14 protein-coding genes are annotated in these 16,250 nt (G+C 72.2%); 5 read left to right on the top strand and 9 right to left on the bottom strand.

Annotation, left to right across the window (positions count from 1 at the left end; genetic code table 11):
• Positions 1-312 precede the first annotated feature (312 nt).
• Positions 313-864 (top strand): hypothetical protein, encoded by a 552-nt coding sequence (locus ANAE109_RS18850; protein WP_041448508.1) that lies wholly within the window; start codon positions 313-315, stop codon positions 862-864.
• 308 nt (positions 865-1,172) lie between these two features.
• Here ANAE109_RS18850 and ANAE109_RS18845 read toward each other — a convergent pair whose 3' ends face one another.
• The 6 genes from ANAE109_RS18845 to ANAE109_RS18820 all read right to left on the bottom strand — a co-directional run bounded on the left by ANAE109_RS18845 (position 1,173) and on the right by ANAE109_RS18820 (position 9,849).
• The gene (locus tag ANAE109_RS18845; RefSeq protein WP_012098474.1) at positions 1,173-2,093 is read right to left on the bottom strand and encodes an alpha/beta fold hydrolase; all 921 of its coding nucleotides are present in this window, start codon (positions 2,091-2,093) and stop codon (positions 1,173-1,175) included.
• Positions 2,094-2,231: 138 nt separating this feature from the next.
• Positions 2,232-3,500 carry a LuxR family transcriptional regulator gene (locus ANAE109_RS25905; protein WP_234945183.1) on the bottom strand — a complete coding sequence of 423 codons (1,269 nt, stop codon included), beginning with the start codon at positions 3,498-3,500 and terminating at the stop codon, positions 2,232-2,234.
• An 816-nt stretch (positions 3,501-4,316) separates the two neighbouring features.
• Positions 4,317-7,067 carry a DUF4062 domain-containing protein gene (locus ANAE109_RS18835; protein ID WP_012098472.1) on the bottom strand — a complete coding sequence of 917 codons (2,751 nt, stop codon included), beginning with the start codon at positions 7,065-7,067 and terminating at the stop codon, positions 4,317-4,319.
• Positions 7,068-7,442: 375 nt separating this feature from the next.
• Complete coding sequence (locus tag ANAE109_RS18830; RefSeq protein ID WP_041448506.1) at positions 7,443-7,796, bottom strand: GYD domain-containing protein; 354 nt, start codon at positions 7,794-7,796, stop codon at positions 7,443-7,445.
• A gap of 425 nt (positions 7,797-8,221) precedes the next feature.
• On the bottom strand, positions 8,222-8,704 hold the full coding sequence (locus tag ANAE109_RS18825; protein WP_012098470.1) for an STAS domain-containing protein: 483 nt from the start codon (positions 8,702-8,704) through the stop codon (positions 8,222-8,224).
• Between the two features lie 254 nt (positions 8,705-8,958).
• Positions 8,959-9,849 (bottom strand): LysR substrate-binding domain-containing protein, encoded by an 891-nt coding sequence (locus ANAE109_RS18820; protein ID WP_012098469.1) that lies wholly within the window; start codon positions 9,847-9,849, stop codon positions 8,959-8,961.
• Positions 9,850-9,977: 128 nt separating this feature from the next.
• Here ANAE109_RS18820 and ANAE109_RS18815 point away from each other — a divergent pair, with 128 nt between their 5' ends.
• A complete protein-coding gene (locus ANAE109_RS18815; RefSeq protein WP_012098468.1) occupies positions 9,978-10,415 on the top strand; it encodes a hypothetical protein in 438 nt (145 codons plus the stop codon).
• 106 nt (positions 10,416-10,521) lie between these two features.
• On the opposite strand, the gene ANAE109_RS18810 is transcribed toward ANAE109_RS18815, so the two are convergent.
• Positions 10,522-10,980, bottom strand: coding sequence for an SRPBCC domain-containing protein (locus tag ANAE109_RS18810; protein WP_012098467.1), 459 nt, complete (start codon positions 10,978-10,980; stop codon positions 10,522-10,524).
• 566 nt (positions 10,981-11,546) lie between these two features.
• Here ANAE109_RS18810 and ANAE109_RS25400 point away from each other — a divergent pair.
• Positions 11,547-12,206: a TetR/AcrR family transcriptional regulator gene (locus ANAE109_RS25400; RefSeq protein ID WP_049768640.1), complete on the top strand. Its 660-nt coding sequence runs from the start codon at positions 11,547-11,549 to the stop codon at positions 12,204-12,206.
• Positions 12,178-12,897, top strand: coding sequence for an MBL fold metallo-hydrolase (locus tag ANAE109_RS18800; protein WP_012098465.1), 720 nt, complete (start codon positions 12,178-12,180; stop codon positions 12,895-12,897). Before ANAE109_RS25400 ends, ANAE109_RS18800 begins: the two co-directional genes overlap by 29 nt.
• A 246-nt stretch (positions 12,898-13,143) precedes the next feature.
• On the opposite strand, the gene ANAE109_RS18795 is transcribed toward ANAE109_RS18800, so the two are convergent.
• Positions 13,144-13,941 carry an MBL fold metallo-hydrolase gene (locus tag ANAE109_RS18795; RefSeq protein ID WP_012098464.1) on the bottom strand — a complete coding sequence of 266 codons (798 nt, stop codon included), beginning with the start codon at positions 13,939-13,941 and terminating at the stop codon, positions 13,144-13,146.
• 114 nt (positions 13,942-14,055) lie between these two features.
• On the bottom strand, positions 14,056-14,991 hold the full coding sequence (locus ANAE109_RS18790) for an alpha/beta fold hydrolase (RefSeq protein WP_012098463.1): 936 nt from the start codon (positions 14,989-14,991) through the stop codon (positions 14,056-14,058).
• A gap of 64 nt (positions 14,992-15,055) precedes the next feature.
• On the opposite strand from ANAE109_RS18790, the gene ANAE109_RS18785 reads away from it, so the two are divergent.
• On the top strand, positions 15,056-16,096 hold the full coding sequence (locus ANAE109_RS18785; protein ID WP_234945182.1) for a LysR family transcriptional regulator: 1,041 nt from the start codon (positions 15,056-15,058) through the stop codon (positions 16,094-16,096).
• Positions 16,097-16,250 lie beyond the last annotated feature (154 nt).

Raw genomic sequence — 16,250 nt, 5'->3', positions numbered from 1 at the left:
GGCGCCTGCAGCTCGCGCACGGAGCCGCAGCGGCCCAGAGCGCGCGCTGCTCGTCGGCATCTTCGGCTGGGTCGCGGAGGAGAAGCGCACGCGCCCTATCGATAGGACGAAGGCCGGGCTGGAGCGGGCGAGGCGCCAGGGGAAGTGTCTGGGGCGACCGCCCGCCTCTCCCATCCTGCTGCACGCCGCGCGCGACTTGGTGGAGGCGGGGGGGCCCTGTGGCCGAGGCCGCGCGCACGCTCGACAGCGCGGCTCCTACGCGCGGGCATCTAGCTCACCACGCGGTGCCGCTGGCGGTTGTAGGATTTCAGGGTGCGGCTCCTCCCGTTCGAGCGCCTGACGCTCCGCTCCGAGAACCTTCCCGATGTCGTCGAAGCGAAGCTCGTTACGCAGGTGGCGACAGCATGGTTCTCGCTAGCGCCACCTCCCGAACCCTTTCGCGGGTCGGTCCAGGGCCGACGCTTCAAGGTGGTTCGGGTGTTGAACCCCTTCTTCGGCTTGCCACGCCACAACTCCTGGCAGCCGGTCATCCTGGGCGACATCGCTCCTTTCGCCGGAGGAACGGAGGTCCGGGTGAAGATGCGCCTGAGCCTGCTCGTCGGCGCCTTCATGGCGCTCTGGTTCGGTGTACTCCTCACGGTCGCCGTCATCTTCCTGCGAGTGGGCTTCGCGGAAGGCTTCGGTCCGTCTGGCCGAGCTGCTGGGGTCGGCGTCGGACTCGCGGTGGTCGGAGGGATGATGCTGACCGGGTACTCCCTGATGAGCTTCTTCTTCTGGACCGAGGTCAGGAAGGCGCGCCGCATCTTGTGCGAGGCGCTCGGGTGCCGAGAAGTGGAGGCGGTGAAGCGGCTCGTGCGCCGGTGATGGACCGACGGCGAGTGGCACGGTCCAGAGCACAACTGCTCGAAATCCCCCCTGTTCCATGCGCAGAACCGGCCGGCAATGGCCGAGGTTAGCCGCGCTCGGCCCAGTATACGGACGTCGTCGGACGTGTGGGTCGAGCAGAGCTCGACGAAGCGGGTCGCGACGACCCGCCCGCGCCTCGTTCCCGCTCCTCTTGTCGGCGGTGCGCCTGCGAGTGGCGCGGGTCCGGTAGCTCGCCTCGGCAGCGCTGGGGCCCGCGCGGCTTCCCGCCAGCTGAGACGCATCGTGTCCCCGACTGGGCAGCGCCGTCACGAGCTGCCGAGCGCGGCGTGCAGGGCCTCGAGGAACGCCCGGGGCTGCTCCAGCGGCGGGTCGTCGCCGGCGCTCTCGATGACGCGCAACGGCCATCCGTGTCTCGCGCTGACGGTCTCGGCGACCGACAGCGGAGTCGCGAGGTCGTGCCGGCCCCAGACCAGGGAGGTCGGAACGGCGATGCGCGCCAGCTCCGACGGCGGGATCGCGGCGAACCCGAACTGTTCCATGAGCGCTTCCTGAGCGGCTCTCAGGCCCGGCGCCCGGGCACGGTCGAGGTTGTACGCCTTGATCCACTCCCACCGCTCGCCGATCCGATCGCGCATCGCGTGCAGATCGAAGGCGCACTGGCCCCAGAGCCGGTCGTGCGCCTCCTCCGTCGGCTGGGTGATGAATTCGCCCAGGGCGGCGGCGAAGTCGGGCGCGGGCTGGAACGCCGCGAGGCCGAGCGAATCGACGAGCACCAGGCTCCGCAGCCGCTCGGCGCGGTGGATCGCGAAACGAGCCGCGATGGCGCCTCCGAGGACGTGGCCTACCAGCGCGGCCGGCGCCGAATAGGTGCACTCGATCAAGTCATCGAGCCATCCGAGGACGCGCTCGGCGTCGAGCGTGCCGCCGATCACCTCGGACGCGCCGTGGCCGGGCAGGTCGGGCGCGACGACGTGATGGGTGGCCGCGAGCTCCGGCAGCACCTGGAACCACTTGGCCCCGTACTCTCCCGGACCGTGCAGCAGCACGACCGACGGTCCGTCGCCACCTTCCAGCACGGCGGTGGAGACGCCGTTCAGGTCCAGCCATCGCTCGGTGGTCGGGAGCCCCGACAGCAATCGCTCGCGAGCGCCCTCGCCGGCGCCCGGGTCGTCACGTCCCTGCTGCGTCCCCACCTGACCAGCGATGCGCGCCTGCGGCTCCGTCATGGCATCCTCCTCGCTCGTCGTGACACCCCTCCGCAGGCGGAACCTGCGGCATGCGCCGCCGGCGCGCTTCGGCGAAAACACCCACTCTGCGGCGCTGGCGGCGTGAGTACTTTTCCCAGCGCCGGACGGCGGACCCGGTCAGAGGAGCTTTCGATCGTAGGCGTGGGCGGTGGCGGCGGCCCGCGAAGGGACGTTCAGCTTCCTGAAGATGTTGCTGATGTGGCGGTCTATGGTCCGCTCGCTGAGGAACAGCTCGGCCGCGATGGCCTTGTTCGTCCTTCCGGCGGCGACCAGGCGGAGGACCTGGAGCTCGCGGGGCGTGAGCGGCGACCGGCCTGCCGGGGTCGAACGCTCACGGATGGCGTCGAGGCGAGCGAGCTCGGGCGAGGCTCCCAGCCCTTCGAACACGGCTCTGGCTGCGCCGAGCTCGAGGTCGGCCGCCTCGTGGTCCCCGAGCGAGCGGCACGCGAGTCCCATCAGCGCCCGCACACGCGCGGCCTCGTAGGGCGCCTCGACCCGCTGCCACAGCTCGAACGCGCGACGGAGCGCACCGAGCGCGGCCTGGGCCTCGCGTTCGGCCAGGAGGACCGCGCCTCGCGCCTGCGCGGCCAGCGCTCGCAGTACCTCGGTGTCGAAGGTCTCCGCGCACTCCTCCAGCGCACGGCAGGCGCTGCGCGCCTCGTCGACGCCGCCGACGGCCAGCATGATCTCGACCTGCGCGGGCAGCAGCTTCGCGCGCTGCAGCGGGTCGGGGGTCGCGCCGACGACGCGGCGGATGGCCGCGGACGCCGCGTCGGTGCGGCCCTGGGCGAGCCGCAGCAGCGCGAGGCCCGGCTGTGGGTCCCGGCCCAGGCGGCTCGCGGTGCGGTACGCCTCCTCCGCGGCCGCGAGCTCCCCGCGCAGCCGGTGCAGCTCCGCTCGCCGGTAGAACGCCGCCGCTGGAGGAACGCGCTCGAGCCCTTGGGAGAACCGCTCGCAGGCGCGGCAGGCCTCCGCCATCGCCTCGGTCCAGGCGCCGTTCAGCTGCATGATCTCGGCGCGATGCACGAGACACGTGCTGGTGAAGGCGACCAGCTGGGGTTGCTGCTCGCACCAGCGGGCCAGCGCGGTGGTCCACTCGCGCGCAGGACGGAGCGCCTGGAGCTCCTGGCAGGCGTCGATGACGCTGCAGTAGATCAACCCGGTCATGATGGGCGCCAGCTCGCCCGCGACGACGGCGAGCATCGCCTCGTCGAGGAGCGCGAGTCCGGCCTGGACCTGGCCTACCTGGATGAGCGCGCGGCCCTGGACGTGCCGGGCGCAGGCGATCAGGTCTGCGTCTCGGAAGCGGTCGCCCAGCCCGGCGGCGCGCGCAGCCACTACGTGCGCGCCCGCACCATCGCCCTCGCCCAGACGCTGCTCGGCCACGGGCAGGAGAAGGTAGCCGTGCTCGACGCAGTCCTCGCCCTCGACGAGCCGCTGAGCGCGCCCGAGCCATCCGGTCGCCTGGGCGGTATCGCCCCGGAGAAGGAGAGTGAGCCCCGACCAGAAGGCACACCGTGCTGCCCGCACACGGCCGCCGGCGTCGAGATGCGCGTGATGAGCACGGTCGAGGGCGTTGTGAAAAGCGAGCTCCCGGCCGGTGAGGTACGCCGCCGAGGCGAGCAGCTCGAGATCCTCGGCTGCGAGTGGAGTCGCCCCATCCGCGAGCGAGAGCGAGTGGTAGGCATCCGCCCACGCTCGATGCCGATACGACTCGCGACCCTTTCGAAGCTCGTCGGGCATCCCACGACCGGAGGTAACGGGCGCCCGCGGCAGGCGCGCAGCGCGCTGCGGTACGACTCAGAGGGCCGATTCGTTCAGGAGGCGCGGGCCCAGCAGGCGGGGTGGCGCGGCCCTGCGCGCTGCCCGCGAGGGCGAGCAGAAGAGCTGCTCACGGGCACGCTCCGAAGGCGTGCGCACTCCGCGCGGCGCGGCAGCCCGTCAGATCCGCGCGGCAGCGCGGTCTGCCACTCGATGAAACGCACGCTCTCGTGGATCGCGCTCGCCTTCACGCTGTTGCCCGCCTGCGGCGGGTCCGGACCCGCGCCGGCGTCGCCCGACGGCGATCCCGCGGTCGCCGGCCCGACGTCCCCGTCCGTTCCCCCGCCGACCTCGCCGGATCCGGCGGCCCCGGACGACGGCAGCTGTACCAGCCTCCGGGCGTTGCAGCCGCTTCGCCCAAGCGATGATTCGCTCCGGTGTCTACGGAGCGTGATCGTGGGGCATGTGCTCGTTCTCGGAGGTGTACTTCCCCTTCGCGCAGCGGCGCGCGGGTCTCGAGCCGCCTCCGACCCCGGAAGATCTCGATCGTGGCCGATCGCGCGAGCTCTCCTCACTCGCCGCCTGCGATCCTGCCGCGCCGGTACCCGCGATCGCGGCGCGTGCCACCGCCACGGCGCCGCGGAGCGCGACGCCCTCGGCGTGGGCGGCCTTGAAGACCTCCGCGCCGAGCGCCGCGTGGACGTCCGCGGTGAGCCGGCAGCGGGCCGGATCGTCGAGGAGCCATGGCCGCGCTCCCACCGACCGGCGCGTGCCCTCCGCCGCGCCCAGCAGGAGCGCCGCGGTCCGCGCAGCTCCCCTCTGGAACGCGACCGCTCCCGCCACGTCGAGCGCACGGGCGATCCCCTCCGGGTTCTGGAGCATCGCGAGCACCGCCAGCGCCTCGTCCACCGCGGCGGCCGCGCGGTCGAAGCGTGCGGTGGCGACGTAGGCCCAGGCGAGCGCGAGCAGGCTCAGGCTCCGGATCATGAGCTCGCCCTTGCTCCGCATCCGCGCGGCGGCGCTCTCGTCGGCGGCGATGCCGTCGTCGAGGCGGCCCTGGAGCATGAGCACGCGCCCGAGCACGATCAGGGCGAAGCACACGCCGAACGGGTGGCGCGATCGCTCGAAGGTGTCGAGCGCCTGCCGGATGGCGGCCTCGCCTCCGGCGGCATCCCCCGCGAGGCACTGCCCGAGCCCGAGGGGCACCGAGGCGATGGCGGCGCCGATCTGGTCCCCCGCCTCGAGCAGCCCCGCGCGCGCTGCCGGGAGCGTTTGCGCCGCCGCCGCGAAGTCGTTCTGCCCGACGGCCGCGAGCCCGATGACGAGCTGCGCGATCGCCCGATCCCGGGGGGCGAGGCCTTCCGAGCGGAGCACCTCCTCCATCCAGCTCCGCGCCTCCGTGAAGTGGCTCCGGATCCACCAGAACGGCCAGAGGGCGAGCCCCATCGCCGCCGCGGCGCCGGGCTGGTGCGCGTCGAGGTGCCACCGCACCGCGGCCCGGACGTTGTCGAGCTCGTCCGACACGCTCGCGGCGAGCTCCGGCTCGCGGCTCAGATCCCGCTCGAACGCGACCCACCACTGCTCGACCCACTCGCGGAACCAGGCGGCGTGCCGCCGGAGGACCGGCTCCTCGTCGCCCGCGGCGCCGAGCTGCTCGACCGCGAACTCCCGGATGCTCTCCAGCATCGTGAACCGGACGTTCCCCGCGCGCCCGTCGCTGCCGCGCACGAGGCTCTTGTCGAGGAGCGACGAGAGCACCTGGAGCAGGTCGCAGCCCGGCTCGCACACCGCGTCCGCAGCATCCAGGGTGAACCCGCCGCGGAACACGCCCAGCCTCGAGAAGATGCGGCGCTCCTCCTCGGACAGGAGGCCGTAGCTCCAGGCGATGGTGGCGCGCAGCGTTCGCTGCCGCTCTGGCAGGTCCCGCGGCCCGTGGACGAGGAGGCCGAGTCGCCGATCGAGGCGGGAGGCGATGTCGCAGGCACGCAGCATCCGGACCCGGGCGGCCGCGAGCTCGATCGCGAGCGGCAGCCCCTCGAGCTTCCTGCAGATCTCCACGACCGCCGCGGCGTTCTGCCCGTCCAGCGCGAACGCGGGGAGCGCCGCGCAGGCGCGATCGCGGAACAGCCGGACCGACTCCGATCCCAGCACCGCACCGAGGTCGCACCCGCAGCTCGGGTCCGGCACCTGCAGGGGGCCAACCGCGTACCCGTGCTCGCCGCGAACGTTGAGGAGCTCACGGCTCGTCACGAGGACTCGCAGCGCGCGCGCCGTCGCGAGGAGCTTTGCCACCAGCGGCGCGGCGTCGATGACGTGCTCGAAGTTGTCGAGCACGAGCAGGATCCTCCGGTCCCGGACGTAGGCGACGAGCGTCTCGAGGCGCGTCAGGCCCGGCGTATCCGCCACCCCCAGCGCCTCCGCGATCGCGCCGAGCACCTCCTCGGCGGAGGCCACCGCCTCGAGGAACACGGGGGTGATGCCGTCGCGGTACCGGCACGAGAGCCCTCGCACCGCCTCGAACGCGAGGCGCGTCTTGCCGATCCCGCCCGGCCCGGTGAGCGTCACGAGCCGCGCCCGACCCGCACACAGGAGCGCTCGCACCTCGCGGATGGCGTCCTCCCGCCCGACGAATGAGGTGGAGGGGACGGGCAGGCGCGACGCGGGCTCCGCCTCGCGCGACGGCGTCTCGCCCGAGATGTCGAAGTGCTCGCTGAGGAGCGTCGCGAGGTCGTCCTCGAGCGCGCTCCCGAGCTCGTCGACGCTGTCGAATTCCTTGTACGAGGTCTGGTCCTCCTGGCGGATGCGCTCGAGCAGCGCGTCGAGAGGCGGCTCGCGATCCGCCGCCCGCTCGACGTAGATCAGCTTCGGACGATCGCCCGAGAGCGCGTACTCGTCCTCGAGGCCGCTCACCGTCTCGCCGGGAGCGGTCCAGCCGTAACGGCGCGCATAGATCCCCACGAATACGTCGCTCTGCTCGAGGTATGCGCGGTAGAGCGCACGCGGTGGGTAAGGCCTTGCCCCCAGCTCGAACATCACCGGCGCGAGATGGAGCCGCTCCACCGCGGCTCGCGCCGCCCTGCGCTCCGCCAGCAGGTCCAGAGTCGAGCTGATGAAGACGCGCAGGCGCTGGTCCGGCGTCCGAATGGGCGGCGGCGGCGCGACAACTCGCCCCAGTGTAGCCGCGGTGCCCATTGCGCCCTCCGCCCCGAGCCGTTCGCACGCAACCCCACCTTACCAAGACCGCACAGCGCCGATGGGTGAGACCCAAGATGCGGCGGATTGGCGAACGTTCCGCTGCTGCGCGGGGAGGCGGCGGCCCTCGCCGGCGCACGCCGCGATACCGCCGTGCGTGGGCAGGGGATCACGGCGCCCGGGCGACAGGTCCGCTGTCGTGCGGCCAATGGGTCGGGCGCTCCGGAGGCATCCGTCTGTGTCGCGGAGGCGGTCGAGCACTGCGGAGCCCACACCGGAACGGCTGCGCGCCGGTTTCGTCCGCCCGGACTCGCATTCCCGTTCTGGCGCCGAGCCGTGGCACGGCGCAGGCTCATTCGATGCTTTTGGTCGCGACTACGCTGGATCGCGCACACGCGCGGTCTCCGCTCCTGGCGGCCGATACCGGATCGCCTTCGCCTTCCCGAGCGCCTGCATCAACTCCTCGACGCTGACCAGGACGGTGGTCTCGTACGAGCTGAGCGCGCCCCCTGCACCGATGGCGAGCGCAACGGCTGCCATCGACACGTTGTCGGGTGCCTCCCACAGGTTCCAGCCATCGTGTTCGCCGAAGGCGTACCAGAAGCCGTGCAGCTTTCCGCCCACCGACTCGATGTACGAGCGCGCGGCCTCGCGTCGGTCCTCGGGGTTTTGGATCAGGCGCTCCCACGTCTCCGGCGTGTAGCTGAAGCGCGACAGATACATGGCCATGGATTGCCTCCTCGGCGGCCTCGATCCAGCCGTCACAGCGAGCGCAGTTAACCGCCACGACCGCGACCGGCAAGACTGCATCACGGTCTTGCCGGTCGCGCGCTTCAGGGCCCGCGTGACGTGCGCGGGAGACCCTCCAACCTCCGCGGAAGCGTCCATGCGAAGCCAAGCGGGAGCGCGTCGCCGCCCCAGTTCCTGACAGCAGAGGCCCGGCTCCGGAAGGGCTCGGCTCCAGGTCGAAAGGCGTGCGGAGCCCGAACCTACTCCGTCGACTCGACGCAGTACGCGACGATCGTCTCGCCCGAGGACCCGGATCGGCCCCGAGTCGGGCACATGCAGCGCGAGCGCCTCCCTGAGGAGCAGGGTCTATCCACCCCCGCTCGGCCCTGCGAGCGCGAAGATTCTCCCCCGGTGCACGTCCAGCGTCACGCCGGCACGTGCTGCAGCACCTGTCGCCAGCGGACTCGGAGTGGGCCGGTGCGCGCGCGGGCCGCCGTGACGGTGATCTCGCCGAAGAAGGTGACGAGGCCGCCGAGCTCGCGAGCGGCCTTCCACGCCCCGCGCCCGAACGTCGCGAGGACGCGCGGTCGGTCGCGCGCACGCGGCGGCGCGGCAACGACGCCCGAGGACGTCACGACCTCGAGGAGCGCCTCGTGCTCGGGGCGGAGCCTCAGGGTGACCGTGCGTCCGCTGCGCTCGAGCCCGCGCGCGGTCCGCTTCAGCAGCCAGGCGCCGGCCGTGTCCATCGACCCGACCGCGGAGGCGTCGACCACGACCGCGGCGCCCCTCGGCCACGCGAGCCCCCGAAGAGCTCGTTCCACGCGGCCAATGCGATCGATTGTCCACGAGCCGCTGCAGCGCACCGCGCCGTCTTCGACTCGGATGCCGGGGGAGCCCGGAGGGGCCATCGTCGGTCCGTCGCCGGGACCGGTTCAAGGCGAGCCCGGCGTTCCTGAGCAACGATAAGGACGAGCCGGGGTGACGCAAACAGGCTGCCCGTGGAGGGAAGCGACGGACCCCGCTTCACGGGCGATCACGCCGAGTCAACGCTGGACATTTCTCTCGGGCCCGGTGACCCCTTGGACGTGCCCGCCAGCGCACCCTCGGTCAGCGGGGCAACGCCCCGGTGACCGATCGCCCGTGCGCTCCCGCCCACGGCGGCTCATCCGCGCCGCGGCGCGCTCCGCCGCAGCCATTCGAGGAGCCGCAGAATCTCGGGACCAGCGGCGTCCTTCCGCCAGAGGAGCGCGACCTGGAACTTCAGGCCTCGCTCCCGCAGCGGGACGAAGCGGGTGTTCGACGGCCGCTGCCGGGCGTAGGAACGCGCCGACAGCAGGAGTCCCTTCCCGCGCGCGACCAGGATCGCGCAGCTCTCGGTCGGTCTCTTCGTGTAGAGCCGGTAACGGATCCCTGCTTCCCGGAGCGTCCGCTGCTGCCTCTCGTACAGGTGCGCGTGCTCGTGGCGGGGGTGGACGATCAGGGTCTCGCCCTCGAGGTCCATCAGGCCGAGGCTCCTCCGCCTCGCCCAGCGGTGCGTGCTCGGCAGAAGCACGCCGACCGTGTCCTCGTGGACGACCCAGCGCTCGAGGCCGGGCGCCTCGCCCTCCGCCGTCTCGAGGCAGATGGCGTCGAGGCGTCCGAGGCGCAGGTCGCGCAGCAGGCGATCCGGGACGTTCGACGTGAGCTCGACGCCGCCCGCAGCACCGTCCCGTTCGAACCGCGCGACCCGCTCCGGGACCCACGTCGCGAATCCCGCGGGCGAGAGGCCGATTCGCGTCGCCTGCCCGGCGGACCTCCCGCGCTCGCGCACCCGCTGCTCGAGCGCCTCCATGCGATCCAGGACCGCGGGCGCCTCGCGGAACAGGAGCCGGCCCGCCGGCGTGAGCGAGACCGATCGCGTGCTGCGCTCGAGGAGCCGGACGCGGAGGTCGCGCTCGAGCCCGGCGATGAGCCGGCTCAGCGGCGGCTGGCTCATGTGCAGCCGGTCGGCGGCGCGCCGGAAGTTCAGCTCGGACGCGACGATCACGAAGGCGCGGAGCTCGCGGACGTCCATTCCCCGGGTGATACCGGCCAGGTATCAATGACGCAACGCGAATCGCAATTCCGCTCCGGCCTGCGCCGCGACATGTTCCGGCCGAGTCGCGGTCCCTGGTGGGCCGCCGCCGCAAGGAGGGTAGCCCCATGCACACGCTGATCTCCCCGTTCCCGCTGGACGCCCTGTGGACCTGCGTCGTGCTCGCGATGGTCGTGAGCGGCACGTCGAACACGATCACGGGCACGGACATCTTCGAGCCGCTGCGACGCTTCCTCGCCGCCCGGAGCTCCTGGCTCGGGCACCTGATCGCGTGCTTCTACTGCACGAGCCACTGGATCGCCTTCTTCCTCGTGGCGCTCTGCCGTCCCGTCCTCGTCGAGACGGGCTTCGCGCCCGTCGATCTCGCGGTCAGCGCATTCTTCGTCATCCAGCTCGCGACGTTCTTCACCGGCGTGCTCTTCAAGTCCTTCTCGATCATCCTGCCGGTGAAGGCCGCGATGCGCGAAGCCATGCAGCAGGCGCGCGCCATGGAGGCGAGCGAGCCCGCGGGCGCGCCGCCCCGAGGCGCGAAGGAGGCGACGTGAGCGGAGACGGCGGCCACCCGGGCCTGTGATAGGCCTGCCGTCTCCGTTCCCTCCGCGCGCCCGCCGCTCACGCGAGCGGCGTCGCGACGCGAGCCCGGCACCGCCTCTAGTTCCAGTCGTCGATCTTGAGGTCATCGGGGTGGGGCTTACCCACGCCCGTCTCGACGAGCTGCCTGAGGCTCAGGAGGAACGCCGCCCACTTCATGCTGCAATGGGCCGTGAACTCCACCGCCTCCCGCCAGTTCCGGTGGCCGAAGAGGACCACCGTGTACTCGCCTTGCTGGGACAGGTCGAACGTCACGTCGGTTCCCACCCACTCCTCGGGCCCCGACTTGACGCGCCACCGCACCCTCTTGTCGGCGACCAGCTCGAGCACCTCCATGTCCATCCTGCCCATCTCGTCTCCGTCCGGAGTGCGAAACACGAAGCTGATCGTCCCGCCGGGCCGCGACTGTCCCGTCGCCTCCCTCGTCCACCAGCCCGCGACGCCTTCCACCGACGAGAGCGCCGCATAGACCTTCGAAACGGGCGCCTTGATCCCGACCCTGTGAATGATGTCCACCATGTCATCCTCCTCGTGGCCCGGGGACCTCCCCGCGCGACCCGCCTCTTGTAGCGACGGGTCCGGAGGCCAGGGAGTAACAAGTGCGGCGGGCTTCGATGCGCCGGTCGAGTCGTCGCGGGTGCAGGCCGTTGGGATGGAGCCTGGACCGCCGTTGGCGGCAGGGTGCGCGCCCTTGGCGGCGGGAACCCAGCCCAGGGTCGCTCGTGACGCTTGGTGACGCTGGAGGGCCGCGTCACCGAAGCGTGCGCGAGCGCGATGCGACAGCGTTCGGGATCCTGCAGCGAGCTAGGACCAAGGTCATCACTATGGGTCGCTGCGTCCCGGTGCTCTTCCCGACGTGGGGGGCGGAGCTCCGCCGCACCGCCCGCATCGTACGGCGGAGGCCGTCTTCAGCCGCTCCTCTTGCCGAGCCGCCGTCCTGCCTGGCGTGGCGGTGCCCGAGCGCCGACTCGCACAGCCCGCAGCCGTACCAGGCTGCAGCCCAAGGGCGGGCGAGCGCGCGTCGCCTACAGCGCGCCCCTTCCGTATTCGTTGCACGTTGTGTTCAGCGAATTAGGTTTTCGGCCGTGACCCGCCGACGCCACTACACCCTCGGCAAGCGCGCCGACGCGCGCGACGCGACCCGCCGTCGGATCGTGGAGGCCACGATGGCCTGCCATCAGGAGCGCGGCATCCTCGCGACGACGCTCCGCGACATCGCGACGCGAGCCGGCGTCTCGCCGGGGACGGTGCTGAACCACTTTCCGCGCATGCCGGAGCTGGTGCAGGCGTGCGGCGCGCTCACGGCGGCGACCTGGCCGTTCCCCGGCGACGAGGTGCTCGCGGGACGCCTCGCGCTCGAGGATCGCGTTCGGGCGGTCGCCGTCGCGCTCTACCGGGCGTGGGACACACCCTTCGCTCCCATCGTCCCGCGGCTGCAGCTCGAGCGCGCGGAGGTCACGGCGCTCGACGCCTGGTTCTCGGACGTCGAGGCGCGCCACCACGCGCTCGTGCGCGCGGCCCTGCCTGCCGGCGCATCCGGCGCGCAGCTCGCGCTCGCGTACGCGCTCACCTCCTTCCCGACGTGGCGGACGCTCACGTCGGAGGGGCTCACGACCGAGGAGGCGGCGGCCCAGGCCGCCTCGGCCGTGCTCTCCGTCCTGGACCGACCGCAGGGCGCGTCGCGGGCGCGAGTCCGCGCGCGAGAGGAGCCGCCACATGCAGACGCAGATCGAGGAAGTCGCTGACCGGACCTACCGCATCTCCACGCTCGTCCCGACGATCGGCCCGAGGGGCTTCCGCTTCAACCAGTACCTCCTCGCGGCGGACGAGCCGCTCCTGTACCACTGCGGGATGCGCGCGCTCTTTCCCGCCGTGCGCGACGCGGTGGCGCGCGTGATGTCGCCGGAGCGGCTCCGCTGGATCGGCTTCTCGCACGTCGAGGCGGACGAGTGCGGAGCGATGAACCTCTGGCTCGCCGCGGCGCCCAGCGCGACGGTGATCCACGGCCCGGTCGGCTGCAACGTCTCCCTGAATGATCTCGCCGACCGCCCGCCGCGCATGCTCGCGGACGGCGAGGCGGTCGACCTCGGTGACAGGCGCGTGCGCCTCCTCGTGACGCCGCACGTGCCACACAACTGGGAGTCCGTCGTCCTGCTCGAGGAGACGACGCGCGCGCTCTTCTGCGGGGATCTCCTCACCACCGACGGCGACGGGCCGGCGGTGAGCGGCGAGGATCCCTCCGGGCATGTGATCGAGACGGAGCGCATGTTCCGCGCCCACTCCTCCCTCTCTGCGACCGCCGCGACGCTCCGCCGGCTCGCCGGGCTCGAGCCGGCGACGCTGCTCGCGATGCACGGCTCCGCCTTCGAGGGCGACGGCGCGCGCGTCCTTCGCGGCATGGCCGACGGCTTCGACTCGCTCGCCGAGGCGCCGTGACGCGGCGAGCACCCCAACCCAGAGTAGCTCGTGACGCATGGTGAGGGACGAGGACCGCGTCACGGAAGGCGGGCGCAAGTGCGCGATGCGACAGCGTTTGCGACCCTGTAGCGACCGCTGGCGCGTCACAGCAAGAACGTCATTACTCTGGGTCGGGCGTCGGCGTATCGTCGACCCACTTCGCGAGCAGTGCAACGCGAAGAGCCAACCTCGAGGCGAGGCATGCCAGGGACCGGAGCTGAGGCGTCAGTCGTGCCCCAGCGAGATCGTCCGCCCCGGCTCGAGCCACACGACCCGGTCCGCGATCCCCTTGCGGTCGAACACGGCGCGGAGCTGCTCGCGCGACTCGCGCAGGTGGCTCCAGCCCTCGAAGTGCAGCGGCACGAACCTCTGCGCGCCGAGGTTCTCGAAGGCGAAGACCGCCTCCTCCGCGTCCATCGTCACGCGCTCCGGGCCGTAATCCGGGAGCCGGACCGCGCCGAGGTGGAGGAACGCGGTGCCGAGCTCGAACCGGCGACCGATCTCGGCCACGCCGTCGAAGAAGACGGTGTCGCCGGAGACGTAGAGCGCGCCCGCCCCCGCGCCCTCGCGCGATACGACGAACCCGGTGACGTCGCCGATGCGCGACACGAGCTCGGCGGGTCCGTGACGGGCTGGGACCGCCGTGACGCGGACGCGTCCGCCGGTCCCGAGGAGCGCGTACGCCTCCCAGGGAGCGAGACCGACGGCGTTCGCGCCCAGGCGGCTGGCGCCCGCCCGCGTGGTGAGCACGACCCCGGCGCGCGAAAGGACTCCCCGGCCGGCGTCGTCGAGGTTGTCCGGATGCTGGTCGTGGCTGAGGAGCACCGCGTCGACGCGCCCGAGCGCGCCGGGCGCGAGCGCTGGGCCAGCGAGCTTGGTGGTGAGGCGGAAGCGCGTGCCCGCGGGATCGAAGGTCGGGTCGGTCAGGAGGCGGAGCCCCCCGACCTCGATGAGCGCGGTGGGCCCGCCGATGTAGGTGACGCGGACCTCGAGGTCTGGGGTCGGTTCAGGACGAGAGATCATGCGACGACCGTAACGACCGCCGGCGACCGCGGGCACCGGCGCGTCGCGGAAGGAACCATTTCGCCGGTCGCGTTCTGCCCGCAATGCACGCGTGCGAGACCTGGGCGGACCGCATCACTTCACCTGCTTGGCCAGGAAGCGGCGCATGAGGCGCGCGATCTCCGGGCCGTGGGTCTCGAGGGCGAAGTGGCCGGCGTCGAGCATGTGGACTTCCGCCCGCGGATCGTCCCGCGTGTACGGCTCCGCGCCCGCTGCGACGAAGATCTCGTCGTTCCTGCCCCAGACCACCAGCATCGGCGGCGCCTGCTCGCGGAAGTACGCCTGCCACGCCGGGTACAGCGGGAGGTTGGTGCGATAGTCGTAGAAGAGGTCGAGCTGGATCTCCGCGTTCCCCGGGCGATCGAGCAGCGCCTGGTCGAAGGTCCACGCGTCGGGGCTGACGAGCGTGGCGTCCGCTTCGCCGTGCGTGTACTGCCAGCGGGTCGCCGCGAGCGACGTGAGCCAGCGGAGCGCCTCTCGGTGCTCCTCGCTCCCGGAGCTCCAGTACGCCTTGATGGGATCCCAGAAGCGCTCCAGGCCCTCCTCGTACGCGTTGCCGTTCTGGACGACGATCGCGCTCACCCGCTCGGGATGCGCCGTCGCCAGGCGGAAGCCGACCGGCGCGCCGTAGTCCATCACGTACAGCGCGTACCGCTCGAGCCCGAGCGCGTCGGTCAGCTCGCCGACGATGCTCGCGAAGCGGTCGAACGTGTACGCGAAGTGCCCGCGCTCCGGCGCGGCCGAGTGGCCGAAGCCGGGATAGTCCGGGGCGATCACGCGGTAGCGGTCGGCGAGCGCCGGGATGAGCCCGCGAAACATGTGCGACGAGCTTGGAAACCCGTGCAGCAGGAGCACCGCCGGCGCGTCCGCGTGCCCGGCGTCGCGGTAGAACACCTCGACCCCCTGGAGCTCGACGCTCCTGTAGCGAACCTGGTTCGCCTCGGACGCGAACGGTGCGTCGGCCGCCGCGGGGCGACGGGGCTCGGGGGAATGGGCAAGGGACGTCCGCATCTCGCACCTCCGTGGGTTGTACGGGCCTCGTGCCCGCCGGAGGAGAGATGGCGTCATCGGCCGGTTGCGGGAACGTATGCGGCGCGGAATACACCCTTGCGCGCGGGGAACGCCGGTGGATCGCCTGCACGAGATGGAGGTATTCGTCGCCGTCGCCGACGCCGGCAGCTTCGCCAAGGCGGGCGCGCGGCTCCGCATCTCGCCTCCCGCCGTGACGCGGGCGGTGGCTTCGCTCGAGCGGCGGCTCGGCGTCCGGCTGTTCAACCGGACGACGCGCAGCCTCCGCCTCACGGAGGCGGGGCTCCGCTTCCTCGAGAGCGCGAAGCCTCTCCTCGGCGATCTGGAGGAGGCGGAGCGGGAGGCCGCGGGAGACAGCGCGGCGCCCTCCGGCCATCTCACCGTCACCACCTCGGTGACGTTCGGCCGCTCCGCCATGGCGCCGGTCGTGACCGAGTTCCTCCGGAACCATCCGCGCGTCACCGCCTCGCTGATGCTGGTCGATCGCGTGGTCAACCTGGTCGAGGAAGGCATCGACGTGGCCGTGCGCATCGGCCAGCTGCCGGATTCGTCGCTCGTCGCCCGACGGATCGGCGAGGTGCAACGTGTCCTCGTCGCCAGCCCCGAGTACCTGGCGAAGCATGGCGCTCCGGCTTCCCCGGCCGAGCTCAAGCGACACTCCGTCATCGCGTTCACCGGCCTCATGCCGAACCGGGAGTGGCGGTTCGTCGACGGCGCGGAAAGCTCCCGGATCGCGGTGCAGCCGCGGTTCGAGGTCAACGACGCCTTCGCCGCCCTCGAGGCCGCCGAGGCCGGGGACGGCATCACCATCTCCCCCTCCTTCATCGTCGCGGAGAGGATCGCGGCCGGCCGTCTCGCGCCGGTGCTCGCCGCCTACACGGCGCCGCCGGTCTCGGTGCAGCTCGTCCACCCGCAGTCGCGCCTCGTCGCGCCGAAGGTCCGCGCCTTCGTCGAGTTCGCTGGCCCGCGCCTCAAGGACGTGCTCCGCCGCCTTCCGACGCTCGCGGCGAGACCGCCGGCGAGGACGCCCACCGAACCGCGAGCCGCCGAGACCGCGCGAGGGGGCGGCGCTGGAACGCGCGGGTGACGCCCGGCGGTCAGATCCGCGCGGCGGCGCGGTCTCACACCTCATGAAGCGCACACTGTCGTGGGTCGCACTCGCGATCACGCTGTTGCCTGCCTGTGGTCGCTCCGAGCCATCGCCAGCAGAGCCGGACAGCGACACCGGGGTCGCCGCCCCC

Source organism: Anaeromyxobacter sp. Fw109-5 (assembly GCF_000017505.1).
Taxonomy (GTDB): Bacteria; Myxococcota; Myxococcia; order Myxococcales; family Anaeromyxobacteraceae; genus Anaeromyxobacter.
Note: the sequence above shows the minus strand (reverse complement) of the source record. Positions and strands in the feature narration are given on the sequence as shown.

Excerpts from the sequence above, each read along its gene's own strand:
- ANAE109_RS18830 (WP_041448506.1), bottom strand. The coding sequence starts at position 7,796 with ATGGCCATGTATCTGTCGCGCTTCAGCTACACGCCGGAGACGTGGGAG.
- ANAE109_RS18835 (WP_012098472.1), bottom strand. The coding sequence starts at position 7,067 with ATGGGCACCGCGGCTACACTGGGGCGAGTTGTCGCGCCGCCGCCGCCC.
- ANAE109_RS18795 (WP_012098464.1), bottom strand. The coding sequence starts at position 13,941 with ATGATCTCTCGTCCTGAACCGACCCCAGACCTCGAGGTCCGCGTCACC.
- ANAE109_RS18825 (WP_012098470.1), bottom strand. The coding sequence starts at position 8,704 with ATGGCCCCTCCGGGCTCCCCCGGCATCCGAGTCGAAGACGGCGCGGTG.
- ANAE109_RS18820 (WP_012098469.1), bottom strand. The coding sequence starts at position 9,849 with ATGGACGTCCGCGAGCTCCGCGCCTTCGTGATCGTCGCGTCCGAGCTG.
- ANAE109_RS18845 (WP_012098474.1), bottom strand. The coding sequence starts at position 2,093 with ATGACGGAGCCGCAGGCGCGCATCGCTGGTCAGGTGGGGACGCAGCAG.
- ANAE109_RS18815 (WP_012098468.1), top strand. The coding sequence starts at position 9,978 with ATGCACACGCTGATCTCCCCGTTCCCGCTGGACGCCCTGTGGACCTGC.
- ANAE109_RS18800 (WP_012098465.1), top strand. The coding sequence starts at position 12,178 with ATGCAGACGCAGATCGAGGAAGTCGCTGACCGGACCTACCGCATCTCC.
- ANAE109_RS18810 (WP_012098467.1), bottom strand. The coding sequence starts at position 10,980 with ATGGTGGACATCATTCACAGGGTCGGGATCAAGGCGCCCGTTTCGAAG.
- ANAE109_RS18790 (WP_012098463.1), bottom strand. The coding sequence starts at position 14,991 with ATGCGGACGTCCCTTGCCCATTCCCCCGAGCCCCGTCGCCCCGCGGCG.